Genomic DNA, 24848 nt, shown 5'->3' on the forward strand with positions numbered 1-24848 from the left:
CGGGCAGGCAAAGTGTAGGCGAGGGCGCGGGCAAGGCAAACGCCCCACCGTGTGGTGGGGCGTTTGTTCAGCGAATTTCCAGCGTGGTGAGCGAGAGGTAATGCTCTTGCGGGTTGGCTTGCGGGTGGTTGATGGGCACACGAGCAAACGTTTCGGGATTGTAGAGCCCCACACGCAAGTCATACGCACCCGCGGGGGCGTCGGCGGCGATGGGGACGTCATAGGTCATCACCACGTATTCGCCGGGCGCCCAGCCGATGGTGGGCAATGTGCCGTCGCCCGGTTCCAGGTCGCGCTGACCGCGAATATTGCCTTGCGGTCCTACCAGGTGGGTGAAGACCTTGTAGCGCTGTGAGGGGCGGCGTTCGGCTTTCCAGACGAGTGTGAGCGTGAGCGAACCGCCCGGCTGCAAGTCGGCGTTTTCAATCGTGTAGCCCACAAGCGTGATTTCGCCGTCAAAGTCGGCATCCATGCGCACGTCAACGGGCGGTTCTTCAAACAGGCGTGGGCGGTCCACGATGGTGATAGTGCCCAAATTGACGGCGTTACGCCCACGGAGCAAGCCGCCCAACTCGATGGGCACGCTCCCCTGCATGACACGCAACGCCAACGGGGCGTCGCCAGGGGGCGCGTCGGGGCGCACCATGACGTGGTGAATGTCGCGAATGAGCGCATCGGCGGGCCACCGGTCGAGCGGCAAACGGCGCGCCAAGCCGCCGTCATCGTCAAAAAAGCGCCCGTCGGCAAGCGAAGGCGTCAGCGACGCGGGCAAGGGGGCGTGCACACGCCACAGCAATTCCACCTCGAAAATTTCGCCCGGTTGGAACGAGCGGCTGGGCATGGTCACGCCGAGCAGTTCCAACGGCCCCACTTCGACGTTGAGCATGCGGGTCATCGTCGGCAAGGGGGCGTTGGCGGGCGTCGGCAAAACCACAATCCCCGCCATGCGGATTTGTTCGTTGTTGACGGCGATGAAACTTTGCACGCCGAGCGAGCGCCCATCTTCGGCACGATAGAATTTGAGGCGCACTTCGTATCCATCAGGCGGAAGCCCCACGGGGACAGACATCCGCACAGGCACCGGAACCAGTTTGCCGACCGGCAAGTCATTGAGCAGCAATTGGGGGCCCAAGGGCGCAAAATCGCGCACACTGTCAGGCCATTGCCGCCCTGTGGCGTCGAAAATGCCCATGGAGAGGCGCAACGTGCCTGCAAAATCATCAAGGCGGCGCACGTAGAGCGTCATGGCGAGATGGTCACCACCGCGGGCGATATCCGGCGGGGGGTCGTAGCCCGCCAGTTCGATGATGGGGCGGTTCGTATCGGGTTCGGTGAAGACGGCGTTTTGTTGCACGCGCGGCGTGCGGTTCCAGGCGGCATCGAGAAGCCAGCCTTGCAGGCGGGCGTTGGTTTCGCCAGTAAGCACTTCGTCATAAAAAAGCGTGGCGTGTTCTTCCAGCCAGGCGCGAATCACACCCTGTGGATCGGTTACCGTATCGTAGGCGCGGAGCATCCACAAGCGTGCATGGTGCTGCGCAAGATGTTCCAGGTGAGTAATAGTCTCTTCTGGCGAGGTGAGATAAAAATCACTTTCAGAGTTGCCCCATCCCAACGAGGGCGCCCCTTCCAGACTGCCCGTTTGCAACACAATCAAACCGTTCGCATCGGTCAGCGGCTCGCGATACGCCGTCAAACGTCCTTGCCAGGCAATTGGCCCTTTGAAGTAGTAGTTCACAACGGGGTACACATAACCGGCATTGACCAGGAGCACATCGCCAGGCGTCCAGAGTTCCTGAAGATGACGCATCGCACTGCGGTAGTCATCCGCGGCATACGCTGGATTGTACCAGAAGTTGTTGAGCGAAACGCCTGCCAGCGCCCCCCACACCACAAAAGCACCGCCGAGAAAGAGAACAGCAACGCCTTGCGCGACGCGCCGACGATGGCTCAGACGACGCGCGATGTGCCACACCGGCGTCACCATACCGGCGGCAAGCACGAGATAGAAAGGCGGCGAATAGATGAACATGTAGCGCACGTGATACAAGGGGAGCACGGTCAGCGAGATAAGCGCAATAAGCAGAAAAGGCCCCCACGTCCACGCGGCAAGGAACAGTGCACGCATCCAGGAACGGCGTGCAATGGCGGCAAGCCCAATCAGATAGAGCAGGACCACAATGGCAAGCCACGCCATCACCTCTTCCAACTGCACAGATTGCCCAAACGCAAGCGCGGTTACTGTTTCCAGAAGCATGGTAGTAAAAGGTACGGCACCCCGCCAGGGCGGCACCGGCGGTTCAATGGCTTGCCGCACAGCAATAGGAAGCCAGGGCAACCAAAGCAGAAGCGTTGCGGCGGCGGCTTCCAGCCAGGGGCGCAACGCCAAACGCTGTTTCCAGAGTATCACCAGCAAAGCGATGCCAATCGCCGCCAACCAAAAGGCAAAGTAGTAGAGTGTGTAAAGCCCCAGCGCCGAAAAGAGCACGAAGAAACGCCATTGCCGCCCGCGCGCAACCGGTTCGCCGGCTTGCTGGCGCATGAGCATGCCCCAGGCGGCATAGCCGGCGAGGAGCGCCCACAGCGCCCCCAGCGTGTACATGCGCACCTCTTGCGAATACCAGATGTGGTACGGGGCGATACTCAGCAAGGCAACCGCTATCAGCGGCATATCCCGCCGACGCAAGACACGCACACCCAGCATGTACGTGGCGGGCAACAAGAGGACACCCGCCGCCCAAGAGGGCCAGGCGACGGCAAACTCGCTCGTGCCGGCAAAGCGCACCCACACGTTGAGCAAGAGGTAGTAGAGCGGCGGATGGATATCCCGCGCGGTGTGCACCAACATGGCGCCAATGGGTTTTGTCGCCAGCAGAACGCTGACGGTTTCATCGTACCAAAGGCTTTCGGCACCCAGGCGGTGCAAGCGTAAAGCCGCCCCCAGCAAAATGAAAAGCAGGAGCAAAATCCATTCGTTGGTTCGTCTCTTCACGGCGATGTTTGCCTCCTTGCATGGCGTTGCGCCGCGTATGATAGCACACCTTGGACAGTTGTCATGAGCCCGCTGCCGCCCCAAACGAAAAGGCAACGCACCAGCAAGTGCGTTGCCTTTGTGCAACCTTGCTTGTATCGAAGACGGCTACCATGTCATCTCATGGACGATGGCAAACGTGCGGTCGAGTTTTTCGAGCGCTTCATCCACATGCTCTTTGGTAGCGGTAAGCGGCGGCGCAATGCGCAGGACGTTCCCGTACATGCCGCCTTTGCCGATGAGCAAACCGCTGGAACGCGCCACTTCCAACACGTAGTTGGTAGCGTCGGCGGCGGGTTCTTTGGTTTCGCGGTCGTTGACCAGTTCAACGCCCTGCATGAGCCCCTTGCCGCGCACATCGCCAATCATGGGGTATTTTTCCTGCAAGCGTTTCAAACCTGCGTGCAAGTAGTCGCCCACTTCCGCGACATGCGCGGGGTTGGCTTCCTCTTCCAAGACTTCAATCGTTGCGAGTGAGGCCGCACAGGAGACGGGGTTGCCGCCAAAGGTGCTGATGGTAAGCCCTTTGCCTTTCATCTCATCCGCGATTTCAGCGGTGGTGATGGTATTTGCCAGCGGGAAACCGTTGGCAATCCCTTTCGCCATCGTCATCACATCCGGCACTACGCCCCAATGCTCAATGCCGAACCAGTATGTCCCCGTGCGCCCAAAGCCGGTTTGCACCTCGTCGGCGATGAACAATCCGCCATAGGTGTAGGCAATTTCCGCCACAATGCCGAAGTATTCGGGCGGCGGTGTGATGAAGCCCCCCACACCGAGAATGGGCTCGGCAATGACGGCGGCAATTTTGCCCGAGGTTTGCGTCTTGATGACATCTTCCACATCCTCAGCGCACGCCACGCCGCATTCGGGGTACGTCATTTTGAGCGGGCAACGGTAGCAGTAGGGCGCCATGGCATGTTTCACCCCGTGGGCGTGTGTGCCGCCAATGCGCCATGCCGCTTGCCCCGTCAGGCTCATGGCAAGCGCCGAACGCCCATGGTAGGCGTGGCGCAAGGCAATCACTTCTTGATGACCGGTGACCACGCGCGCCAGCAAGATGGCGTTTTCGTTGGCTTCGGTGCCGCTATTCGTGAAGTAGGATTTTTGCAAGTTTCCGGGTGTGATGTCGGCGATTTTTTCCGCCAGGCGCACATGTTTTTCGTTGGGGTAGAGCGTGGACGAGTGGATGAGTTTTTCCATCTGCTCGCGCGCAGCGTCGAGCACTTTGGGGTGTTTGTGCCCCACGCTGGTTGTCAAAATACCAGCGAAAAAGTCCAGATATTGGTTGCCTTCAACATCCCAGACGTACATTCCCTCGCCATGGTCAAGCGGGAGCGGGTCGGTGTAGTAAAGCAGATGGTTCGGCCAGAGGTATTTCCCCTGCAATTCGAGGATTTCGTAGGCGTCCATACAAGCCTCCTTGATTCGTTCAGACAGGCTGACGGTGCCGAGTATAGGCGGGGTGAGGGGGAGAAGCAAAAGCGCCATTCTCGGAACGTATTTGCCAAACCCTCCTCCGGTTTTCTATAATGCCCCTACCCACGCCAAGCCCTTCGTGTTTTCACATGCACACATTGGCTACGGCGGAGGAAACTTTTGTTCAAGCAAGGAGGAGAAGGTATGAAACGTCTGTTTGCGCTCTTGGTCGTGCTGGTGTTGGCGCTGGCCGCATGCGGCGGCGGCAATGAAGAAGCCGCCCAAACCGGAGGCGGTACCGATTTGGGTGGTCGCGAGATTCTCATCGGTTCGGATACCGCCTACCCGCCGTTCGAGTTCGTGGATGAAAACAACCAAATTGTGGGCTTCGACGTGGACATGATGAACGCCGTCTGTGAGATTGCCAACTGCAAGCCGAAGTTTGTCTCGGCGCAATGGGACGGTATTTTTGCCGCGCTTGCCGCCGGTGAGTTTGATGCCGTGGTCTCGGCGGTGACGATTACGGAAGAACGCGACAAGCTGATTGACTTCAGCCGCCCATATCTCAACGCCGGTCAGATTATCACCGTGCGTGTGGACAACAACGACATCACCAAGCCCGAAGACCTGAAAGGGCATGTGGTGGGCGTGCAGTTGGGGACCACGGGCGACATCGAAGCCTCGAAGTACGTGGAAGAAGAAAATATCCGCCGCTACGAAACGATTGACCTGGCGATGCTGGCGCTCGCCAACGGCGACATTGAGGCTGTGGTAGCCGATGCGCCGACCTCGGCGGATATCGTCAACAAGCAGTTTGCCGGGCAGTTGAAGCTGGTGGGTGAACCGTTCACTGAAGAATACTACGGCATCGCCATCAACCCGGAAGAGACAGCCGAACTCAAACCGGCGTTCGACGCCGCGCTGAAGCAGCTCATCGAAAGCGGCAAACTGGCCGAAATTGCTGAAAAGTGGGGCATTCCCGCCTCGGCGGTGCAGAACCTGCCCGAAAGCGGCTTGAAGTAAGTTGACGCACCCTCAAAAAACCGCCCGACCATGTGGTCGGGCGGTTTTGCTATGGCACGCCACCGCGCTAGTTGAGCACAATATCGTCCACTGCAACGGAGTGCGGCGTTGCGCTCATGGCGTCTTCTTCAAGGTCGTATTCGTAGAAGAACTTCTCACCAAAAGCGGGCTTCAACTGGTCAAGCCAGGTCGCGTGCGGATCAAACTTGGCAAAGAAGGGGCGTCCCACCCATTCAGGCTTGCGCCCTTGCAAGAATTCCAGCACGAACACGCGCTCGCCCGCCACACGCGCTGTCCCGACAACGCGCACTTTCCCCGGCCACGCCGACATCGAAGGGCCACGCACGGTACGCGCCACGCCGGAAACCTGGCGGTAGGCGTCGGCAAAAATGCGCTGTGCGCGCGCCAGCGGCACTTCAAAGTATCCCTTCGGGCCAGTATCACGTTCCACAAACATGTAGTATGGGATCATGCCCAGGCGCACGGATTCGCGCCACATGGTCGCCCAGACATCGGGGTCGTCGTTGACGTGGCGAATGAGCGGCGCTTGCGTGCGAATTTCCGCCCCGGTGTTGCGAATACGGGCAATGGCTTCCTGCACAATGGGGGTCGAAAGTTCGCGCGGATGCGAGAAGTGCGCCATGAACGCCACATGGCGACCGCTGGCGATAATCTCTTCAAAAAGCCGCAAAATGTCGTCAGCGTCGGCATCGCTCACATAGCGATACGGCCAGTACGCCAGCGATTTAGTGCCAATGCGAATGGTGCGCACATGTTCCAGTTCAGGGCTGAGCAAGGGTTCAATGTAGCGGCGCAAGAGGCTCGCTTTCATTACCATGGGGTCGCCCCCCGTGAAGAGTACGTCCGTCACGTCGGGGTGGCGTTTGAGGTATTCAACAAGCAGTTCCACCTGCCGCGATTGGAATTTGAGTTCTTCGATCCCCACAAATTGCGCCCAGCGGAAGCAATAGGTGCAAAACGCATGGCAGGTTTGCCCCTGCGCCGGGAAGAAGAGGACGGTTTCGCGATATTTATGTTGAATGCCCCACAGCCGCTGCCCATCCATTTCCGGCACGTTGTGCGTCATTTGCCCTGCGGGGTGCGGGTTCATGCGGAACCGAATTTCGTTGACCAACGTTTGCAGCGCTTGGCGAGAAACCCCATCGCGCAAGGCGTCACGCACACGTGCGTAGTCCTGTGGGTCAAGCATGCCGCGCTGGGGGAAGGTCAACTGGAAAATGGGGTCGTTGGGAATGTCGCTCCAATCAATCAACTGCTCAACAACATACGGGTTCGTGCGGAAGGGGAGCACATGCGCCACAACTTCAATCGCTTCGCGCATTTCGGGGGTAAGCGTATGCCACACGGGATGCTTCTTGATAGTGGCGAGCGTCAACGGTTTGTACTGCGTCATTTCATTCGACAAAACCTGCTTCATTGCAACCTCCTTTCACACAAATAACACCATTTCTCTCTCCCAAACCTTCAGGCACAAACAGGCTAAGGCGGCTCACGCAACGCGTTGCCGCCGCCAGGTGATGCGCCGTTGCTCTTTCATTCAACCATCAAATAGGGTGCGGTGGTCTCTTCCAAAAAGAGGCACAGCAGTAGAGAAAACGGCTCGCAGAGTAGGCGGAACAGAGAAAACTGCATGAGAGACCACACGAAACGGGCACAACAGGAGTGGCAGTTCTGCAACAGCGCTTCACCTGTTTGTGCACAGTTTCACTATATAGATGAAGCGACGTGTGTCAAATAGCCCAAAATGGCTATACAGGCGTGGCAGACGTCAAAGCGGTCTCTTTGTCAGCCCGCTTCTTCTTCACTCTCGAACCACTCCGGCCGCCGCCAGCGCGCCAACGCCCGTAATACCAGGTGCTCGTAGGTTTCCTGCCGCCCCACCAGCCCATTTGTCAGCAAGCCAATCGCGCCCATTTTCTGCTTGGTGTTGTGTTCATCGCTCAGGCGGTCCATCAGCGTGCCAAGTTCGTGCCCGGCGCGCAATCCTTCAACAACAGCCGGCGGCAACAAAATCAAGCCGCCGCCCGCCCAGCCAACACGCCCATCCCGATCGACAATCGCGCACCACGCGCCGGTATACCACTCACCATCGTACTCAAACACACCACCTTCCAGCCCGACACCAAACTCGGCGTTGGGATACGCCGCCAGTGCCGCTTGCGCCCGATTGCGCGCCCCCCGGCGCGTTTCCGCATGCCCGATTGGCTGAGGAGAGACACCGCTCGGCGCATCCACGGCGCGCACCTCCCACGCATCGCCCAGTTTGGCAAACGCCGCCTGAACAGCCGCCACCTTCACCGGATTCCGACTTCCCACCACAACAATCGGCATGGCTTCCTCCTGATTGGTTGTTCGCTTGTGCATGTTGCGCCTACAATAGGAGAGCCGTTGGCAAGCGCAAATCAACAGACAGGAGGTGCCAGATGAGCGATGTTCTGCTTGACCATGACCAGGTGCGTGCGTTGCTGGATGAAGCCGGTTTGACAGCGTGGAAAGTGGTGGAGAATGCGCTGGAACGTACATTCGCCACAGAGGGGTGGCCCACCTCGCTCTTGCTCACGAATGCGATTGGCTACATTTGCGAGGCGGCATGGCATCACGCCGATATTCACGTCTCGTACAACCGTGTAGTCGTCCACCTGACAACGCACTCCGCCGGCGGTATCACGATGAAAGATGTGGAATTAGCGCGCAAAATCGAAGAAATCACCATGTGGCGACCAGCCGAAGGTGCTGCGCTGAGCGGTATTCAGCGCCCCTTTGTCTCGTAAAGCGGCAAAGGGCACTTGTCAGGGCAAGTCGCTGTGCTACAATCCGCCCGCTCAGAGAAAGGAGCGGGCCTTTTTATGGCATTGACGAATCCAGTTGTACTCAGCGCGCTGCTTTTGTTCGGCGCGGTTGCCATACCACGCATACCTCGCCTTGACTGGCCACTGCGCCAGATGTTGGTGCTGTGGCTGGCTGTGTTGGGGTTGCTGGCTACCCTGGCGTTTGCCGCCGTGCCTTCCTTCATGCAGATTATTTCAGCGTGGCAAAATTTTGCTGGTCCCGCGCATGTGCTGAGCCTGGAAAAAACCGCGGACGGGGTACGGCTGGGTGTGCTGGCGTTTCTCGCCGTGGTTGGCATTCTGACCGCCGGGCTGGATGAGACGCACGAAACGCCTTTTTCCGAGCATATCACGGTTGTCCCAGCCATCGCCGTCACCCTGTTGCTTTTCGGGCTTTCGGGCAATCTCCTCACACTCCTGTTTGCCTGGACCTTGCTCGACCTTTTGGCGCTCATGGCGCTTGGTTTTCCCGGACGCTCCAATTGGACGCTTATGGCGGGCATTCTGCAAGGCGTTGGCTTGTTCCTGTTGCTGATTGCCACATTGCGCACATGGACATCTTCAACCACCCTGGCGTTTTTCGCCGTCACGACGGATGCGCTCACGCTTCACATTCTGTTGGCGGCGATGGCGGTACGCATGAGCCTCTACCCGCTTCACCTGTTCGCATGGCCCCAAATGCACGTTCCGCCCCACACCCGCGCGCTCCTTCCCCTGCTGACGCTGGGCGCGGGGGGATTCTGGTGGTTGGTTTTTGGGGCATCACTCGAAACGCTCTCCTACGCATGGCTCGTTTACTTTCTGCTGGGGATTGGGCTGGTTGCTTCGGGGCTGCTCTTTTGGCGGGCGCGGCGTCCCGCTCTGCGCACCGCTACGCTCACGGTCTGGTTGGGGCATCTGCTGGCGCTGGCAGTATTCTTCAACATTCCCACGCTCGCCCACGCTATTCTCTGGAATGGCACGCTGGCGGCGGCTGTGATTGCCTTTCATGGTGGTTCACGCCCCTGGCGGCAGCCGTCAACCTTGGCGCTGGGCATGGCGATTCTGGCGCTGAGTGGGCTTCCCGGCGGCGCACTGGGGGAAGTTGGGCGTTTGCTGGCAACGCTCACCACGCAGGGGCATGATTGGCTGGCAGGGGCGGTTGTGGTTGGCATGAGCATGCTTTTTGCCGGCATGCTCGCTCTGCTGCGCCGCATGTATGCTCATGCCGAAGAAGCCGCAGACGCCGCTTCGGCAAACGAAACCGAGGAAGAAGAGGCTCCTTCAGCCCACACCCCCGACCGCACCTGGCTGGGGTTGATGGTGTTGGGGCTGGCGGCATGGCCGGTTGTGGGTGGCGTGCTTGGCCTCGCGCCACCCGCAAGCGCGACGAGTGCCTTCCCTTGGGGCATGCACATCGCAACCTTGGGGCTTGCATGGCTCGCGGCGTTCTTCTTCATACGCCTGGAAACGAGCGTGCTCGGTTTGAGCGCTTGGCTCAACGCGCTTGCCGCCACGCTCAGCGCCCGCTGGCTCTGGCAAGGGGTTGGCGCGCTGGGGCTTTTGCTCATGCGTGCAACACGCGGCTTGCTCCGCGTTCTGGAAGGCGAAAACTATGGCTGGTTATTGCTTTTCCTGGTGATTATCCTGATTCTGCTCTCATAGGTTCGCGCTCATGCTCGATTGGGTTGGCTGGCTTTCATCAACGCAACTTGTGCTCATCGCCGCCATCGCCGCATCGGTGGTGGCTGTGGCGGTGGATTGGCGTCTTCTCCTTTTCATGCTTGGCACGGCGTATGCAGCCGCAAGCCTGCTGCTGAGTTCCGTCCTGCCCGCTCCACTGACGATTGTCCTGTTGGTGGGGGGGTTCTTCGTGGTGCTCCTGCTCTACTGGACGGGGCGGCATATTCAAGAAGCCATTGAAATCGCCACGGCGCCCGGTGGATGGAGCGACATTGAGCATGAAGTGTTGCCCATGAGCATGTCGTTTCGCCTGCTGGCGCTGGTTGTGTGGGTGATTGGCTTGCTGGCAATGGAACAGCGCCTGCGACTGCCGCCCGTGGACGAAGCGCTTATGACGGCGGCGCTCTGGATGATTGCCATGAGTTTGCTCGCCATCATCCTCACACGCGACCCCTTCAAAACCACGGTGGCGGTACTGATATTCGAGCAAGGCTTTGAGTTGGTCTTTCTGGCTATCGAACCGGGGTTAGTCCTCATCGGTCTACTAGGTGTGACCAACCTGCTCACGGCGCTCGTCGGGGCATATCTCACAATCGCCCGCAATCTGCGTTTTGTGGAAGCCTTCCCCGACCCCCGTAGTCCTGAGGCGCTTGCACGGGCGTTAGCGGCTTTTCGGCGGCAGCGCATGTTCGCAGAGGAGGAAGCCGAATGATTGCGACGTTGTTGGTGCTGGGGTTGCCGCTTTTTGCCGCACCGCTCGCGTACCTCCTCCGCCGTCAAGAAGTGCTGGCGGCTGGCATTGTGATTGTCACACTCGCCGTCCACACCTTCTTGTTGTGGAACTATCCGCCGGCTACGTTTGACGTGCTGGGGCGCACGTTGGCGCTGGGGCGCACAGGGCGCGTGTTTCTCATCAGCGCCAACGTTTGGGTGATTGGCGCGACACTCTACACACTGCGCATCTCCCAAGGCTGGAGCATCTACCCCTTCTGGCTGGTTGTGCAGGCGCTGTTCACGGGCGTCTTCCTGTTTCAGGATTTCGTGTTGCGCATGCTGGTTTTCAAAAGCGCCTGGTTGCTGGCGATTTTGCTCATTCAAAGCGGCACCATGGAACGCACTCGTGCGGCGACCCGCATGCTCATCGTGATTATGCTGGCGACGCCGGTTCTTCTTGCGGGGGGGCTTCTGGTCGGGCGCATCAGCACCGACGCGGCGGACTTGTCGCTTGCACCGGCTGCGGGCACACTTTTGGCGCTGGGCACCGCGCTGATTCTGGCAATTTTCCCCTTTCACGCCTGGGTGCCGCAAGCCACGGAAGACGGTCCCCCGCTCGTCACAGCATGGGTGGTCGGGTTGTTTGGCACGGTCTTCCTCATGACATTGGTAGAACTGCTCGCCCAAAACCCATGGGTGCTGACCTTCGGAGGCATGAGCACGTTATTGCGGGGGGCGGGATTTATCCTTGCCATCAGCGGCGGGCTGTTTGCGTTCAGTGAAACGCATCTGGGGCGTCTGTGGGCGTACAGCATTCTCGCCGACCAGGGCTACATTTTGTTGGCGCTGAGCCTGGGGGGCGCAAGCGGCTTGCGCATCGTGCTCTTCCTGCTTGGGGCACGCCTGCTGGCGCTCTTGCTGAGCGGAATGGCAATTGCCACCATTCGCTACCGCCTTACCTCCCTCGAATTTGACGCCCTGCCAGGTACGGCGCAACGCCTGCCGCTGACGTACCTGGCGCTCCTGGGTGGGGGGCTTTCGTTCTTTGGATTACCGCTCTCCGCCGGCTTTGCGGGGCACTGGATGACGTTGCGCGCCATTTTCCCGGACGCTTCCATCTGGTTTTGGGGCACCCTTGCCGCCACCTTGTTGGGCGTGCTGGGGTATGTGCGCGCGCTCCATGTGGCGGTGCGCCTTGACCATGATGGCGCTGCCATCACAGACCCCGAACCGCTTCCTGTTGCCATTCTCATGTTGGGCGTTGTGGCGCTCTCATCGCTGATTGCCCTCGCGCCACAAACTCTCTTGCCCCTCATCCAATTTGTGCTGGAAGCCTTGCGGAGCGCCTAGTCGGCCGCGCTCATGCCGCAATGCTGTGAGCCGTTTCAGCCTTGTTTTATACAAAAAATTGCACATTTTTAGTACATCTTTGTTACAATTTGCTTGACGCCGCCTTTTGCCTTGTGCTATCATTGCACTTGTCTGACAGAATGAGGAATGGCTGTTGACGCCAGGAGGAGATTGCATGAAGTCATTTCGGATATTTCTGCTTATCGCACTGCTGAGCCTGTTCACCCTCACGGCATGTGAACGCCAGCGCGAAGAGGTTGTCGGTGATCTCGTTCCTGCTGAAACAACGCAGGAAGAAGGCGCAACCGAAGAGACAACAGAGGGCGCAACCGCAGAAACGCCACCAACGCAAGAAGGCGAAGTGGCCGCCTCCGTTGAAGAACCCACCCAATCCACCGAAGAAACCGTGATTGAAGTGGGCGAAGCAAGCCCGACCCCAGAAGCCGAAGAAGCGGCAGAGCCCACACCTGAACCGGAAGCGACCGAAGTCGCCGTCACTGAACCGACGCCGACACCTGAAGCCGCCGCTGCGGAAGAACAGCCCGCGGAAACGACCCAGCCGGAAGAAGAAGCGGCCACCGGGCCACGTGTGCATATTGTGCAAGAAGGCGAATGGCTCTACGCCATCGCTCGTACCTACGGCGTCTCGCCGGACGCTATCATCGCCGCCAACAACCTGCAACCACCCTACACCGTCTATCCGGGGCAAGAACTGATCATCCCTGAAGCGACCAGCGATGAAACACAAACCGGCGATACCACCAGCGAGCAGCGCATCCACGTTGTGCAAGAAGGCGAATGGCTCTACGCCATCGCTCGCACCTACGGCGTCTCACCGGACGCTATCATCGCCGCCAACAACCTGCAACCACCCTACACCGTCTATCCGGGGCAGAAACTGATCATCCCAACCCCCTGATGAAGCCAGCAAAACGCCAAGCACTCTCCCATGTGGAGAGTGCTTTTTTTGTTTCGTGCGGTTTTTCATTGCCGCAGGCTTGTGCTAGCATGCGCCCATCTCAAAGAGGAAGGAGGGGCGCATATGGAAACGTGTTTCATTTGTGAAGAGAAACAAGTTGAACAGCCCAATCCAGCCAATGCTGAATGCAGTGAATGCGGGCGCTATGCCTGCTACGACCATATGATTCGCGTTCAACGTGGTGAATTCCTGTGCCTGGTATGCTACGAAAACAACGAGGAATTTTACCGCGAACATCGGCGGCTCATTCAGCGCCCACGCTACAATGTGCCGCGTAATCCCGAAGAAGACCCCAACAAAAACCGCAGTTATGCCCGCCCACTTGAAGAAAACAATCAATCTCATCAGCAAGAGAAAGGGGCACGTGGGCTTCTGGCACGCTTGCGGGCGCGCTTGGGTATGTAGGACTTCATCGGCGGTCTGGTTTCAACAACAGGCGTGTCACTCTGTGCACGCCTGTTTCGCTTGCTTGCATGGCTCACATTGTCAACTAACCCGGCGAGGCTGACACATGCAAACGCTCTCTCCGCAGCGCCATCCTCCCTTTCCGCCCATTCTGGCATTGCTGGTAGGCGTTGTCGCCGTCTCAACCGGCGCCATTTTCATTCGCCTGGCAGATGAAGCCCCCGCCCTGGTGATTGCCGCCTACCGTGTCGGGCTTGCGGTTCTCATCTTGTTGCCCATCGCCTGGTGGCGCGCACGCGACGAACTCCGCCGCCTGGCATGGCAAGACATTCGCCTGGCATTGCTGGCGGGCGTGTTTCTGGCCATCCACTTCATCACGTGGGTCTCTTCGCTCGACTACACGACGGTTGCCAGCAGCGTCGTGCTTGTCAACACCAACCCACTCTGGGTGGCGCTACTCACGCCTTTTATCAGCCACGACCGCCTTTCGCGGCGCGCCATTTTCGGCATCGTTGTGAGCGTCATTGGGGGCGTCATCGTCGGCATGGGCGACTTTGCGGTTGGCGGCAAAGCGCTGTGGGGCGATATCCTCGCCATCTTGGGGAGCATCAGCGCCGCGCTCTACATCCTGATGGGGCGACGTTTGCGCCAACATCTCTCGCTTCTCGTCTACGTAACGCTCTGCTATGGTATGGCCGCTGTGCTTTTGTGGGCGCTGGTGCTCATACTGGGCTATCCCATCACCGGTTATCAGCCGGCTACGTATGGGTGGTTTCTGGCTATGGCGCTTGTGCCACAATTGATTGGGCACAGCGCCTACAACTGGGCGCTTGAATGGTTCAGCGCCGGTGTGATAGCCGTCAGCCTCTTGGGCGAACCCATCGGGAGCACCCTGCTGGCTTACTTCATTCTGGGCGAAGCGGTTACCATCCCGAAAATTATCGGCGGCGCTTTTATCCTGGGCGGCATTTACATCGTCACCCGTGCCGAGCCGGAGGAATTGGTTGAAGACATCGCCCACGCACAAGGAGTTGACTAAACCATGCACAGCCCGCACACACCAACCGACATATGGCTGATTCGCCACGGGGAAACAGAAGCAAACGCCAGTGGTCGCTTGCAAGGGCAAACCGATACGCCCCTTTCCGCACGCGGGCGCGACCAGGCGGCACAACTGGCGGCACGGTTGGCGCGTCTTGCGCGCCATGCGCCATTTGCCGCGCTGTACACCAGCGACTTGCAACGTGCCGCACAGACCGCTGCGATAATCGGGCAGGCGTTAGGGCTTGAACCCCACCCGGACAGCCGCCTGCGCGAAGGGGATTTAGGCGCATGGACGGGGAAAACCTTTGAGGAAGTCCGCCGAGCGTTTCCCGAAGAATGCGCCTACATACAACGCACCAATGACCCTCACCATCCGCGGGGTGGTGGAGAATCCTACGTGCAAATGCAAACGCGCATTGTGGCGGCAATAAACGAGTACGCCGCCCGCCACCCGGGCGAGCGTATCCTTGTGGTCTCGCATGGCGGCGTGCTGCGCACGTACCTGGCGCACGTTCTCCACCTTCCACTTGAACACGCCTGGCGTTTGCATCTAGGCAACACGGGCATCTCGCGCGTGGTCTTCAAAACACGCCCCAGTACCGCCGGCATGACGCCCGGCATGCTCATGTGTCTCAACGACATGGCGCATCTGGAACCCGAAGAAAAAGAGCACGTTTGAGGCAAAAATCTCTTATGGAAATTATCAACGTTTTTGATACACGTATCCCTTGGGGAACATCAGCGCACCATATCGCAACGCGCTTCAAAGATTTAGGTGTCGAAGGCGCCACCAACGGCGTCAAAATGCTCTTCGTTGAAATTGCACCGGGGGGGCGCATCATGCTGCACGCCCACGGAGCAGAAGTCTTTTTTGTGCTGGAAGGGCAAGGACGCTTCACCATCGAGCACGAAGAAGCCGACATCCTCCCCGGCGACCGCATTATCGTACCGCGTGGTCACATTCAAGGCGTCACCAATACCGGCGACGCGCCCCTGCGCCTGCTGGCTGTCCAGCCTCCGAGCGGCTGGCGCTTTCTCTTCTGGCATGTGCGCGCGCTTCTGCGCCGCCTATGGCGTTGACGCCGCCTCATCTCACCCGAGCATACACCTTCCAATGCCACAGTTCCGTTGAACACCTCACCCATCAAACGCCCTCTTCTTTCCGCCACATGTGGAAAACATGGGTTTGTTGGAAAATCACTCCATCCTGTGTTATCATTGCACATCCAACGTACTTCTCAGATATGCTCTTCCGGCACATAAGCGGCAAATGGGAAAAAGAGTATTGGTTCAAGGATCAAGACCATGCGCGCGGGACGTCAGCAGGCTTCGGGCCTTCCGACATTGCAACAGCTGTTGTTCATTGCCATAGGTATCACTCTTTTGGTTTTTTTGGTGCTCGTTGGGGCAACACTCTTCTTTCCCACGCTGCCGCGAGGCTTTCTTCTCGTCCTCGACACCCTTCTCTTCTGCATAGCCTTGGTACTCTTGTTCACGTTGTACCGTTTGGTCATTGTCCCAATGCATGCGCTCGTCAAATACGTGCAAACACTCGAAAGCCGTCAACCGGCGGCATTCGATACGCCCGCCGTGCGTGAAATGACCCTGCTCGCCGACGCCATTCAGCGCACATATCAACGCATGGCAGACCATCTTCACAAAGTTGAAGCCTACCAAGACATGATTTGGAACATGCCGCTGGGGGTCCTGCGGCTCGATACCGAAGGGCGTATTCTCTCGGCGAACGCCGCCGCCGCCACAATTGCCGGCGTCTCCTCAGCCATTGCCCTTGTTGGGCGCTCCATACACGAATTTTGGCGCGACGATGACGCCGCCGAACAATGGCGAACATCCATCGCCAATGCCACACATCCCATCACGCTGACACCAATTGCCTGGCGTCGTGCCGATGGCACACCACGCTGGGCGCGCCTGGACATCTCGCCTGTTTTCGACGCCGAAGGAACGCTTGTGGAACTGCTCTGTGCGCTCACCGACATCACCGAGCCGATTGAAGCCCGCGAACACCTGCGCATCGCCGAGCAACGCTACCGCTTTCTGGTGGAGTCGGCATCAGAGGGGATTTGCACCATTGACCAAGAGGGACGTATTCGGTATGCCAACGCCGCTTTTGCCGCGCTGGTTGGCATGCCTCGCGAGCAGCTTGAAGGGCTTTCCTGGAAACAACTCTGCTTTGAGGAAGATATTCCCCGCGCGTATCAACTCTGGCAACATCAATCTTCCACCGCCGAATTCCGCATACGCCGCGCCGATGGGACGGAACGCTGGGCGTACATCTCCGTCGGCGAATTGCCGGCGCCCCAACCCCATGCCGAACGCTGGATTGTGTTAGCCACCGATATTCAAGCCCAGAAAGAAGCCCGCGACGCGCTAGCACAGAGCGAAGCCTATTTCCGGGCGCTCGTCCAACATTCGCGTGATTCAATTCTGGTGCTTGACGAGCACTTACGCGTACGGTTCATGAGCGACGCCGGTTTACGCTTTTCGGGATACGCTCCGGACGAGGTCTTGGGGCAACCGCTCGAATACTTGCTGGTACCCGAAGACCGCCCATACGCACGTGAACGCCTGCAAGAGGCCTTGCAAAACCCCGACCGCGCTGTTTCGGCAATTGCGCGATACCGACGCAAAAACGGCACCGTGCGCACCCTTGCATGCATCGCTACCAATCTGCTGCACAACCCCATCGTGCGCGGTATCGTCATCAATGCGCATGACATTCACGACTACGTGCTCTTGCAGCAAGAACTCGAACGCGCTCTGCAAAACGCTTCCAGCGATCAATGGTTTGAAAGCCATCTCCTCGCAATGGCGAGCGAATTTACCAAACCACTGCATCGTATTGCCAACAACCTCAATCACGTGCTGACGGATAGCGAACTGGGAACATCGCACACCCAGGCGATAGAAGACGCCTTGGAGACCACACGCACACTCCACACGCTCGTAGATGAGATGGTGCGCTCGGCAATCATCGTTGCCCAAGATACCGCTTTCACCGAAGTGGACCTGAACGAACTCGTCCAGGCGATCTTGAAGGCACTTGCGCCGCTCATTCAAACCTATCAAACCACCGTCATTCTGGACGAATTGCCGCGCGTTCAGGGGCACCCCGCCCAGCTTTCTCTGCTTTTCCAGGCGCTCCTTGAATACAGCATCCAACATACCAACACGTCAACGCCGTTGCTGCGCCTTTCAGCCGAACGCGACGACGAAATGTGGAAAATTGCCATCTACAGCAGCGGAACAAGCATTGCCCCCGAAAATATGGCGCGTTTATTCACGTCGTTACTCACCCAGGAAACAGACCTGACGCCAGGCACGCGTTTGCGTTTTGTGAGTTGCCGCCATATTGTTGAGCGCCACGCGGGACGTATCTGGGCGCACACAGAACCCGATAGAGGCACAACTTTTTACTTTACGTTGCCAACCGCCTCCCCATCAAACACCAATGACGCATAAGGAGCGGCACGTCATGCGAGATACCTCGCGCCACGTCAACCCCACACATTTGCGCGCCTTGCTGGTTGAAGACAACCCAAACGACGCGCGCACCATCATGGCGGCGTTGCATACCGTTTCCGCCTTTACGTGGGATATCGTTTCTGTCGAAACCCTCTCTGAAGCATGTGAGATCGTCTTGCAACAAGCATTCGACATTGTTTTTTTGGACCTCAACTTACCTGACTCCACCGGTGTACACACGGTCAAGAAATTTATTGCCGCCGCGCCAACTGTTCCCATCATTGTGCTGACAGCAGTCCACTCGCGCCATATCACCTCGATGGTTTTACAACTCGGCGCAGAAGAATATCTGCTGAAAGATGAACTCAACCATACCAATCTTGAACGTGTCATACGCTATGCCATAGACCGCAAACGCGCTGAACAAACACTGCGCGAAAGCGAAGAACGGTATCGTACCCTGGTTGAACAATCACCAGACGCCATCATCATTCACGCCGACGGGCAAATTGTGTTCGCCAATCAGCGCGCGGCCGAATTTGTCGGTGCCGCCTCCCCCCGCGACTTAGTGGGGCGCAATCCACTTGATTTTATTCACCCTGATGAACACCCCATCTCCATTGCGCGTATCCGCCACATGCTCACCACCGGCGAACCGGTGCCCCCCCAACAACACCGCATTGTGCGGGTTGATGGCAGCGTGCTCCACACCGAAATCGTCTCGTCGCCGCTCATGTGGCAAGGACGCCCAGCCATTCAAGTATTGGTGCGCAATATCAGCGACCGCATACGCCAGGAAAAACGCTGGCAAGCCATAGCCACCCTTGCCGACGCCTTGCGAGACATCACCCGACTCGAAGAGGTGTACACCCTTGCGGCTGAGGTGATCAAAGACCAACTCAACGCAGCTGCGGTCGCCCTTCTGGAACAACGCTCACCAGACACATTTTTGATTGCCTGCACAACCGGCGCATGGGAAGCCCTGCAAGGGCACTCTGTTCAAATTGACCCTGACTTTGCCCAAACCGCCTTGCAACAAAAAAGCGCCGCTGCGCTCTCTCTCAATGAGATTCAAGATGTACTGACACACCAAAAGTTTCCATTTTATGAAGATTTGCAGACCATGGATGCACTGGCCTATGTTCCCTTGCGCAGCCATCATGACACCTTTGGGCTTGTTATTATCGGCACAAACAAAATGCCCGATGAGCAAGACCTTGCGTTGCTCACGCTCCTCGCCGATTTTACAGCCAGTGCGTGCCGGCGTGTCCAACTCTACGAAGAAACCCGACGCCAACTTCACCGCATGACCGCCCTGCGTGATATCGCCGTGGCGATGACTGGCAGCCTTGAATTGCATCTCACCGCCGATATTCTGCTCTCGCACACCACCACTTTGCTCGAAGCAGACGCCGCTGCGTTGCTGGTACTGGATGAAGAAAGCATGACGCTTTCGCATCTCGCCAACTACGGCTTCTTGTTCCGTGACATCGAACAAGCATATGTGCGCGTAGGCCAAGGCTTAGCGGGAACGGTCGCCCGTACACGCAAGGTTGTCTGGTCAAATGCGCCCCTCTATGACGAACGGGCAACATCCGTCCATCGAGACCTGATGGAAAAAGAGGGGTTCGTTCTCTATCACGGTGCGCCGCTTCTGGCGCGTGGGGTGCTGAAAGGCGTTCTAGAAGTGTACCATCGCCATCCTGTTTCTATTGACAAAGAATGGCTCGAAATGCTGCACCTCATCACCAACCAGGCCGCCGTCGCGATTGACGTTCTCTCATTGGTAGATGCCAGCCGCCGCGCACATTTGCAATTGCGCATTGCCTACGACGAAACCATCGAAGGATGGGCGCGCGCGCTTGAACTGCGCGACCATGAAACCGAAGGGCACAGTCGCCGTGTAACCGCCGCAACACTCGCGCTTGCTCGCCGCGTTGGCGTCCCCGATAAGGATTTACTTCACATTCGGCGTGGGGCTTTGCTGCACGATATTGGTAAAATCGGCATTCCAGACGCCATCCTCAACAAGCCGGGACCACTCACCCCCGAAGAGTGGGAAGTGATGCGCTTGCATCCGGTCTATGCCTATGAACTCCTTTCGCCCATCGAATACCTGCGCCCCGCCATTGATATCCCCTACTGCCACCACGAAAAATGGGACGGCAGCGGGTATCCCCGCGGGCTGGCAGAGCACCAAATTCCCCTCGCAGCGCGCTTGTTTGCCATCGTAGACGTGTGGGACGCCCTCTCCCACGACCGCCCATACCGCCGCGCGTGGCCACAGGAAAAAGTCATCGCCTATCTTCGCGAGCAGGCTGGGAAACATTTCGACCCAGACATTCTGCCTCTCTTTTTGCTTATGCTGGAAAGCGGCGAACTGGCACATCTCGGGTAAATCCATCGCCACGACACGCGCGCCAGGTGCTGCTCATACCACCGGGCGCGGTCGCCGTAGCACCAGCGCCGGCCACGTAATGCCAAACGCAATCGCCGCTAACACCAGCGCTGTTTTGATGGCGTCATATGCCGCTTGCCAAAGCAAAACCTGCCCCGCACCCGCATCCGGCGTATTCGAGAAGTCAATCAAATTGAGCATGGTGCCAAAAGCAAACGCCCCCGGCACCATCGGAATCGCCGCCGAAACGGTAAACACCAGCGCCGGCGTGTGCGTGCGCCGCGCCAGCCATTCCCCCAACAAACCAATCGCCATTGCCCCCAACAGCGTCCCGGCTTCAATACTAAGCCCCATTTGCATGCAGAATGTGCGCACCATGTGCCCGACCGCACCGCCGAGCATACACCCCCACAACAAGCGCGGCGGCACGCTAAACAAAACGGCAAACCCCAACGCCGCAATTGCCGACCACCAAGCATCACGCAACAAAAGCCAACCCCATTCCATCCATGTGTTTGCGTTCATCGCGGCACCCCCAAAAGACTCATTGCCAACCACAAGCCCAGTGCAATCGCCATCGAAATTAACCCGCCTTGCACACCACGCGCCCAACCAATCACCAAATGCCCCGTAATCAAATCCTCGGCGGCATTGATGAGCGGCACCCCCGGCACAAGCAACAAGACCGACGCCGTGAGCGCCGTTTGCGGCTTCGCCGTCAACGGCAGGCGCACCAGCAGCAGCACCACCACGCCGGCGGTAAAAGCCGTCGCCAACGTCACCAACAACGGGTTGAATGCCCGTTGCGCCATGGTGAGACGCACCCACATGGCAGCCGCAGCCGCCACAAACGTGACCCCAAACGCGCCCCAATCACCACCCATCAAACGGTTGAACGCAGCACACGCCAACGCCACCAACCCGATGACAAGCCAGCGCGGGGCATGCGGAGGGTGCGCCGCCAACGCTTCCAGCGCCGCCCGCACTTCATACAAATCGTACTCGCCGCTTTCAGCACGGCGGCTTATTTCATTGACCTGCGTCAAAACATGCATGTTGACGCCATGCCGCACCACGCGCCGCATTTTCGTGCGAAATTCCCCATGGCTGATGGTGCTCACCAACAGCCCATTGGGTGAAACCAGAATATCCATCCATTCCGCGCCCAAAGCCGTCCCCAAGCGGTGGACCGTCTCTTCGACGCGCTGCGCATCAGCGCCATATTGCAACAACAATTGCCCCGCCAGCAGACACACATCCGCAATTTTGCGCAACGTCTCGCGGGAAAGAGGGGGTTTTGTGGATACGGCGTCGTTCATAGCCATCTGCTCGCCTCCTGTGTGGCCGTTGATAGACACCATCGTCAGGGGCAAACGCCGTTGGTTGCAATCGCAGTGTACGCCTATTTGTGAAAAATGCAACAATCATTGCAAAAAAGTCTCAAAAAGAGAACATTACACGTCAAACACGATCGTGGCTTCCCACGTGCCATCTTCGCGTTGGGCGATACGCAAATCGTGATACGTGACGGCTTTGATATCTTCAAACGGCTCAAAATCAACGGTTCCCCAACATAGCCGCGCCGTCAGCGTCGTATCGCTCAGCGATTCAATCTCAACACGCGCCAGATATTCGCCGCTCGTTTCATGTTGCACAAGTAATTCGGTCAACCAATCCACCAGCAAACTCTCTGGGTCAATTGAAGAGAGCGTGCGCCGTTCTTCACGCAGGCAAGGCACACGGTGGCGCTCGCCGCCCGCAATCAAATCAAACATTCCCAATGCCGCGCATTCATACACGCCTTCGCGCGTCTCCGCCTGCACACGGATGGCAAGGTCGGCTGTGTGGCTCAATTCTTCATACGTGCACATAGCGCTGACTCCTTCACTTTTTGCGCAATCGTAGCCAATTTGGGCAACTCGTCGAATAGTTTGCCGCTCAGGGGGGCGAGTGTTAGAATACACACCGCTTGAAAGACGAGGAAGATTTATGATTGATGTGGGCATTATCATCGTCAACTACAATACCAAAAAATTGCTGCTTGATTGCCTTCGTTCCGTTTTGGCAAACGAAGGCGTTTCGTACCATATTTGCGTTGTTGACAATTGCTCGACCGATGGGAGCGCGGAAGCCGTACGGGAAGCCTTTCCCGAAGTGGAAGTGATTGTCACGCCGCGTAACGGCGGCTACTCTTATGCCAACAACATTGGGTTGCGGCGCTTTGGCTTCCATGATGAACCCGGCACCCCTCCCGCGCCCGATGCGCCGCGCTATGTCTTGCTTCTCAATCCGGATACGGTGCTCCCACCAAACGCGCTGGCGGATATGGTCGCCTTCATGGATGCGCACCCCGAAGCCGGCGCGGCTGGTCCCAAAATTTTGCGCCCCGACGGCTCGCTGGACCGTGCATGTCGCCGTTCGTTCCCAACGCCCGAAGTGAGTTTCTGGCGCATGACGGGGCTCAGTTTTCTCTTTCCGAAGAGCAAGCGGTTCGGTCGGTATAACCTGACGTATATCTCGCCCGATGAAACGATTGAGGTGGATTCGGTTGTCGGGGCGTTCATGATGGTGCGCCGCGAAGCGGTGCGCGACGTCGGCTTGCTCGACGAACAATTTTTCATGTATGGTGAAGATTTGGATTGGGCGTATCGCATCAAACAAGCGGGCTGGCGTATCTGGTACAATGCCAATGTGACGATTCTGCATTATAAAGGTGCAGCGAGCCGACAGCGCAGCGTGCGCTCTATCCTGGCATTTTACGATGCCATGCACCGCTTCCATCGAAAACATTACTGGCATCAAACCATCACACCGCTCAATTGGCTCATCGAAGCCGGCATTTGGGTCTTTTGTGGCATTGAACTGGTACGCAACGCATTTCGTCCGCGAGAGCGAAAAGGAGTGGCTTCGGCAGTATGAAGGCAAGTTATCCGCAAATCAAAAACCAACCCGAACCATCTACCGTTTCGCCCGCGGTCACCGAAGATGTCCAGGGGCTTCGCCCTGCTTTGCAGGTTGTGACCGCCGAAGAACCTTCAATCGCGCAACAGGCCGCCGAACGCCAACGACGGCGTCGCCGCGCGTTTCTCTTCCCTCTCCTGCAAATTGCGACTGATGCGATCATGGCGGCTGTCGCCTTCTACCTGGCGTACCGCCTGCGCCTGACCATTGAGTTTCCGCCACCGGTCTCAATTCCGCCCTTCCAGGCGTACACCGGTATGCTTGCCATTCACGTGGTGGCGCTCGTTCTGGCGTATTCGATGGCACGCCTGTATCGCCGCAAACGTGTGCTCTCGTTTGTGGATGAACTGGGGCGCGTCATTTCAGCCACCTCGATTGGCATGGTGCTGGCTATCGCCGCTACATCATTCGCCTACAAAAACGCTATTGACTACCCTCGCTTGATGGTGGTCTATGCGTGGGGGCTGAGCATTCTGCTGGTGATGGTTGGGCGTGTGCTCAATGGGCGCTTGCAAAAAGCCTTGCAAGCCCGCGATTTTACCTACGAAAACGTCCTTGTCGTGGGCGCCGGCGATACCGCGAACATGGTGTTGAAAGCCATCAACCGCGCGCCGGGGCAAGGGTATCGCGCTGTGGGGTTTGTCACCCTCAACGGCTATCCCGTCCTGGATTCACTCCCCGCGCCGCTACTCGGCACGGACAAGGACATTCCCCGCCTCATTGACCGCTATGGTGTGGATGAAGTCATCATCGCCTTGCCCGAAGCCAGTCATCGGGAAATTCTGCGCATCATTGGATTGTGTGAGCGCGAAAAAGTCACCATCAAGGTCTTCCCCGACCTCTTCCAACTGATTGCCGGCGATATGGAAATCAGCGACCTGAACGGTCTGCCATTGTTGACGGTGCGCGATATCGCCCTGCGCGGCTGGAAACTGGCGGCCAAGCGCCTGATTGACATTGTGGTGAGTGCAACAGCGTTGGTGTTGCTTTCGCCCTTTATGCTCCTCATCGCCATTCTCATCAAACTGGATTCCCCTGGTCCGGTCTTTTACACGCAAGAGCGCATGGGGCTGGACGCCAAACCCTTCCAGATGCTCAAATTCCGCTCCATGCGACAAGACGCGGAAAAGTTTGGCCCTGGCTGGACCACTGAAAACGACCCGCGCCGCACGCGCCTGGGGAGCATCTTGCGCCGCCTGAGCATTGACGAACTGCCGCAACTGATCAACGTCCTGCTGGGGGAAATGAGCCTGGTGGGACCACGCCCTGAACGCCCAATCTACGTGGAGCAATTCCGCCGCTACATCCCGCGGTACATGGACCGCCACCGCGAAAAAGCCGGCTTGACAGGGTGGGCGCAAGTCAACGGGTTGCGGGGTGATACGAGTATCGCCGAACGCACGAAGTATGATTTGTGGTACATCGAGAACTGGTCACTCACGCTCGACTTCAAGATTATGCTGATGACACTGGTACGCATTTTTACCGACCGCAACGCGTATTAGTGTGAAGATTCGCCAAAGAAAAAGC

General features: G+C 58.1%; 21 protein-coding genes. 14 read left to right on the forward strand and 7 right to left on the reverse strand.

Features of this window, described 5'->3' with window-relative positions; genetic code table 11:
• Window positions 1-67: 67 nt before the first annotated feature.
• Complete coding sequence (locus SE16_RS09555) at window positions 68-2989, reverse strand: glycosyltransferase family 39 protein (protein ID WP_054492964.1); 2922 nt, start codon at window positions 2987-2989, stop codon at window positions 68-70.
• 147 nt (window positions 2990-3136) lie between these two features.
• On the reverse strand, window positions 3137-4441 hold the full coding sequence (locus SE16_RS09560) for an aspartate aminotransferase family protein (protein WP_054492966.1): 1305 nt from the start codon (window positions 4439-4441) through the stop codon (window positions 3137-3139).
• Between the two features lie 210 nt (window positions 4442-4651).
• On the opposite strand from SE16_RS09560, the gene SE16_RS09565 reads away from it, so the two are divergent.
• On the forward strand, window positions 4652-5470 hold the full coding sequence (locus SE16_RS09565; protein ID WP_054492968.1) for a basic amino acid ABC transporter substrate-binding protein: 819 nt from the start codon (window positions 4652-4654) through the stop codon (window positions 5468-5470).
• 67 nt (window positions 5471-5537) lie between these two features.
• Here SE16_RS09565 and SE16_RS09570 read toward each other — a convergent pair whose 3' ends face one another.
• Window positions 5538-6908 carry a KamA family radical SAM protein gene (locus SE16_RS09570; protein WP_200907268.1) on the reverse strand — a complete coding sequence of 457 codons (1371 nt, stop codon included), beginning with the start codon at window positions 6906-6908 and terminating at the stop codon, window positions 5538-5540.
• A gap of 368 nt (window positions 6909-7276) precedes the next feature.
• Window positions 7277-7822 carry an inosine/xanthosine triphosphatase gene (gene yjjX, locus SE16_RS09575; RefSeq protein ID WP_054492971.1) on the reverse strand — a complete coding sequence of 182 codons (546 nt, stop codon included), beginning with the start codon at window positions 7820-7822 and terminating at the stop codon, window positions 7277-7279.
• A gap of 92 nt (window positions 7823-7914) precedes the next feature.
• Here yjjX and SE16_RS09580 point away from each other — a divergent pair, with 92 nt between their 5' ends.
• The 11 genes from SE16_RS09580 (at window position 7915) to SE16_RS09630 (ending at window position 20357) form a co-directional block, all read left to right on the forward strand.
• Window positions 7915-8262 (forward strand): 4a-hydroxytetrahydrobiopterin dehydratase, encoded by a 348-nt coding sequence (locus SE16_RS09580; protein ID WP_054492973.1) that lies wholly within the window; start codon window positions 7915-7917, stop codon window positions 8260-8262.
• 75 nt (window positions 8263-8337) lie between these two features.
• The gene (locus tag SE16_RS09585) at window positions 8338-9963 is read left to right on the forward strand and encodes a hypothetical protein (protein ID WP_054492975.1); all 1626 of its coding nucleotides are present in this window, start codon (window positions 8338-8340) and stop codon (window positions 9961-9963) included.
• Between the two features lie 10 nt (window positions 9964-9973).
• Window positions 9974-10693 carry a hypothetical protein gene (locus SE16_RS09590; protein WP_054492977.1) on the forward strand — a complete coding sequence of 240 codons (720 nt, stop codon included), beginning with the start codon at window positions 9974-9976 and terminating at the stop codon, window positions 10691-10693.
• On the forward strand, window positions 10690-12045 hold the full coding sequence (locus tag SE16_RS09595) for a proton-conducting transporter transmembrane domain-containing protein (RefSeq protein ID WP_054492979.1): 1356 nt from the start codon (window positions 10690-10692) through the stop codon (window positions 12043-12045). Before SE16_RS09590 ends, SE16_RS09595 begins: the two co-directional genes overlap by 4 nt.
• Window positions 12046-12220: 175 nt before the next feature.
• On the forward strand, window positions 12221-12964 hold the full coding sequence (locus SE16_RS09600; RefSeq protein ID WP_060687543.1) for a LysM peptidoglycan-binding domain-containing protein: 744 nt from the start codon (window positions 12221-12223) through the stop codon (window positions 12962-12964).
• Between the two features lie 123 nt (window positions 12965-13087).
• Complete coding sequence (locus tag SE16_RS09605) at window positions 13088-13429, forward strand: hypothetical protein (protein ID WP_054492100.1); 342 nt, start codon at window positions 13088-13090, stop codon at window positions 13427-13429.
• A gap of 106 nt (window positions 13430-13535) precedes the next feature.
• On the forward strand, window positions 13536-14468 hold the full coding sequence (locus tag SE16_RS09610) for a DMT family transporter (protein ID WP_054492099.1): 933 nt from the start codon (window positions 13536-13538) through the stop codon (window positions 14466-14468).
• Between the two features lie 3 nt (window positions 14469-14471).
• A complete protein-coding gene (locus SE16_RS09615; RefSeq protein ID WP_054492098.1) occupies window positions 14472-15152 on the forward strand; it encodes a histidine phosphatase family protein in 681 nt (226 codons plus the stop codon).
• Between the two features lie 14 nt (window positions 15153-15166).
• Window positions 15167-15553, forward strand: a complete 387-nt coding sequence (locus tag SE16_RS09620) for a cupin domain-containing protein (protein ID WP_054492097.1) — start codon at window positions 15167-15169, stop codon at window positions 15551-15553.
• Between the two features lie 462 nt (window positions 15554-16015).
• The gene (locus SE16_RS09625) at window positions 16016-17956 is read left to right on the forward strand and encodes a PAS domain S-box protein (RefSeq protein WP_161804529.1); all 1941 of its coding nucleotides are present in this window, start codon (window positions 16016-16018) and stop codon (window positions 17954-17956) included.
• Between the two features lie 13 nt (window positions 17957-17969).
• Window positions 17970-20357, forward strand: coding sequence for an HD domain-containing phosphohydrolase (locus SE16_RS09630; RefSeq protein ID WP_054492095.1), 2388 nt, complete (start codon window positions 17970-17972; stop codon window positions 20355-20357).
• Between the two features lie 33 nt (window positions 20358-20390).
• Here SE16_RS09630 and SE16_RS09635 read toward each other — a convergent pair whose 3' ends face one another.
• The 3 genes from SE16_RS09635 to SE16_RS09645 all read right to left on the reverse strand — a co-directional run bounded on the left by SE16_RS09635 (window position 20391) and on the right by SE16_RS09645 (window position 22228).
• Window positions 20391-20882 carry a threonine/serine exporter family protein gene (locus SE16_RS09635; RefSeq protein WP_054492094.1) on the reverse strand — a complete coding sequence of 164 codons (492 nt, stop codon included), beginning with the start codon at window positions 20880-20882 and terminating at the stop codon, window positions 20391-20393.
• On the reverse strand, window positions 20879-21682 hold the full coding sequence (locus SE16_RS09640; RefSeq protein ID WP_060687545.1) for a threonine/serine exporter family protein: 804 nt from the start codon (window positions 21680-21682) through the stop codon (window positions 20879-20881). The genes SE16_RS09635 and SE16_RS09640 overlap by 4 nt, the downstream gene beginning before the upstream one ends.
• Window positions 21683-21811: 129 nt before the next feature.
• A complete protein-coding gene (locus SE16_RS09645) occupies window positions 21812-22228 on the reverse strand; it encodes an archease (RefSeq protein WP_054491956.1) in 417 nt (138 codons plus the stop codon).
• 118 nt (window positions 22229-22346) lie between these two features.
• Between SE16_RS09645 and SE16_RS09650 the strand changes: the two genes are divergently transcribed.
• Window positions 22347-23276: a glycosyltransferase family 2 protein gene (locus SE16_RS09650; RefSeq protein WP_054491955.1), complete on the forward strand. Its 930-nt coding sequence runs from the start codon at window positions 22347-22349 to the stop codon at window positions 23274-23276.
• Window positions 23273-24823 carry an undecaprenyl-phosphate glucose phosphotransferase gene (locus SE16_RS09655; RefSeq protein ID WP_054491954.1) on the forward strand — a complete coding sequence of 517 codons (1551 nt, stop codon included), beginning with the start codon at window positions 23273-23275 and terminating at the stop codon, window positions 24821-24823. The genes SE16_RS09650 and SE16_RS09655 overlap by 4 nt, the downstream gene beginning before the upstream one ends.
• The last annotated feature ends 25 nt before the right edge of the window (window positions 24824-24848 follow it).

Source organism: Ardenticatena maritima (assembly GCF_001306175.1).
Taxonomy (GTDB): domain Bacteria; phylum Chloroflexota; class Anaerolineae; order Ardenticatenales; family Ardenticatenaceae; genus Ardenticatena; species Ardenticatena maritima.

Excerpts from the sequence above, each read along its gene's own strand:
- SE16_RS09560 (WP_054492966.1), bottom strand. The coding sequence starts at position 4,441 with ATGGACGCCTACGAAATCCTCGAATTGCAGGGGAAATACCTCTGGCCG.
- SE16_RS09565 (WP_054492968.1), top strand. The coding sequence starts at position 4,652 with ATGAAACGTCTGTTTGCGCTCTTGGTCGTGCTGGTGTTGGCGCTGGCC.
- SE16_RS09570 (WP_200907268.1), bottom strand. The coding sequence starts at position 6,908 with ATGAAGCAGGTTTTGTCGAATGAAATGACGCAGTACAAACCGTTGACG.
- yjjX (WP_054492971.1), bottom strand. The coding sequence starts at position 7,822 with ATGCCGATTGTTGTGGTGGGAAGTCGGAATCCGGTGAAGGTGGCGGCT.
- SE16_RS09580 (WP_054492973.1), top strand. The coding sequence starts at position 7,915 with ATGAGCGATGTTCTGCTTGACCATGACCAGGTGCGTGCGTTGCTGGAT.
- SE16_RS09585 (WP_054492975.1), top strand. The coding sequence starts at position 8,338 with ATGGCATTGACGAATCCAGTTGTACTCAGCGCGCTGCTTTTGTTCGGC.
- SE16_RS09590 (WP_054492977.1), top strand. The coding sequence starts at position 9,974 with ATGCTCGATTGGGTTGGCTGGCTTTCATCAACGCAACTTGTGCTCATC.
- SE16_RS09595 (WP_054492979.1), top strand. The coding sequence starts at position 10,690 with ATGATTGCGACGTTGTTGGTGCTGGGGTTGCCGCTTTTTGCCGCACCG.
- SE16_RS09600 (WP_060687543.1), top strand. The coding sequence starts at position 12,221 with ATGAAGTCATTTCGGATATTTCTGCTTATCGCACTGCTGAGCCTGTTC.
- SE16_RS09605 (WP_054492100.1), top strand. The coding sequence starts at position 13,088 with ATGGAAACGTGTTTCATTTGTGAAGAGAAACAAGTTGAACAGCCCAAT.
- SE16_RS09610 (WP_054492099.1), top strand. The coding sequence starts at position 13,536 with ATGCAAACGCTCTCTCCGCAGCGCCATCCTCCCTTTCCGCCCATTCTG.
- SE16_RS09615 (WP_054492098.1), top strand. The coding sequence starts at position 14,472 with ATGCACAGCCCGCACACACCAACCGACATATGGCTGATTCGCCACGGG.
- SE16_RS09620 (WP_054492097.1), top strand. The coding sequence starts at position 15,167 with ATGGAAATTATCAACGTTTTTGATACACGTATCCCTTGGGGAACATCA.
- SE16_RS09630 (WP_054492095.1), top strand. The coding sequence starts at position 17,970 with ATGCGAGATACCTCGCGCCACGTCAACCCCACACATTTGCGCGCCTTG.
- SE16_RS09635 (WP_054492094.1), bottom strand. The coding sequence starts at position 20,882 with ATGAACGCAAACACATGGATGGAATGGGGTTGGCTTTTGTTGCGTGAT.
- SE16_RS09640 (WP_060687545.1), bottom strand. The coding sequence starts at position 21,682 with ATGGCTATGAACGACGCCGTATCCACAAAACCCCCTCTTTCCCGCGAG.
- SE16_RS09645 (WP_054491956.1), bottom strand. The coding sequence starts at position 22,228 with ATGTGCACGTATGAAGAATTGAGCCACACAGCCGACCTTGCCATCCGT.
- SE16_RS09650 (WP_054491955.1), top strand. The coding sequence starts at position 22,347 with ATGATTGATGTGGGCATTATCATCGTCAACTACAATACCAAAAAATTG.
- SE16_RS09655 (WP_054491954.1), top strand. The coding sequence starts at position 23,273 with ATGAAGGCAAGTTATCCGCAAATCAAAAACCAACCCGAACCATCTACC.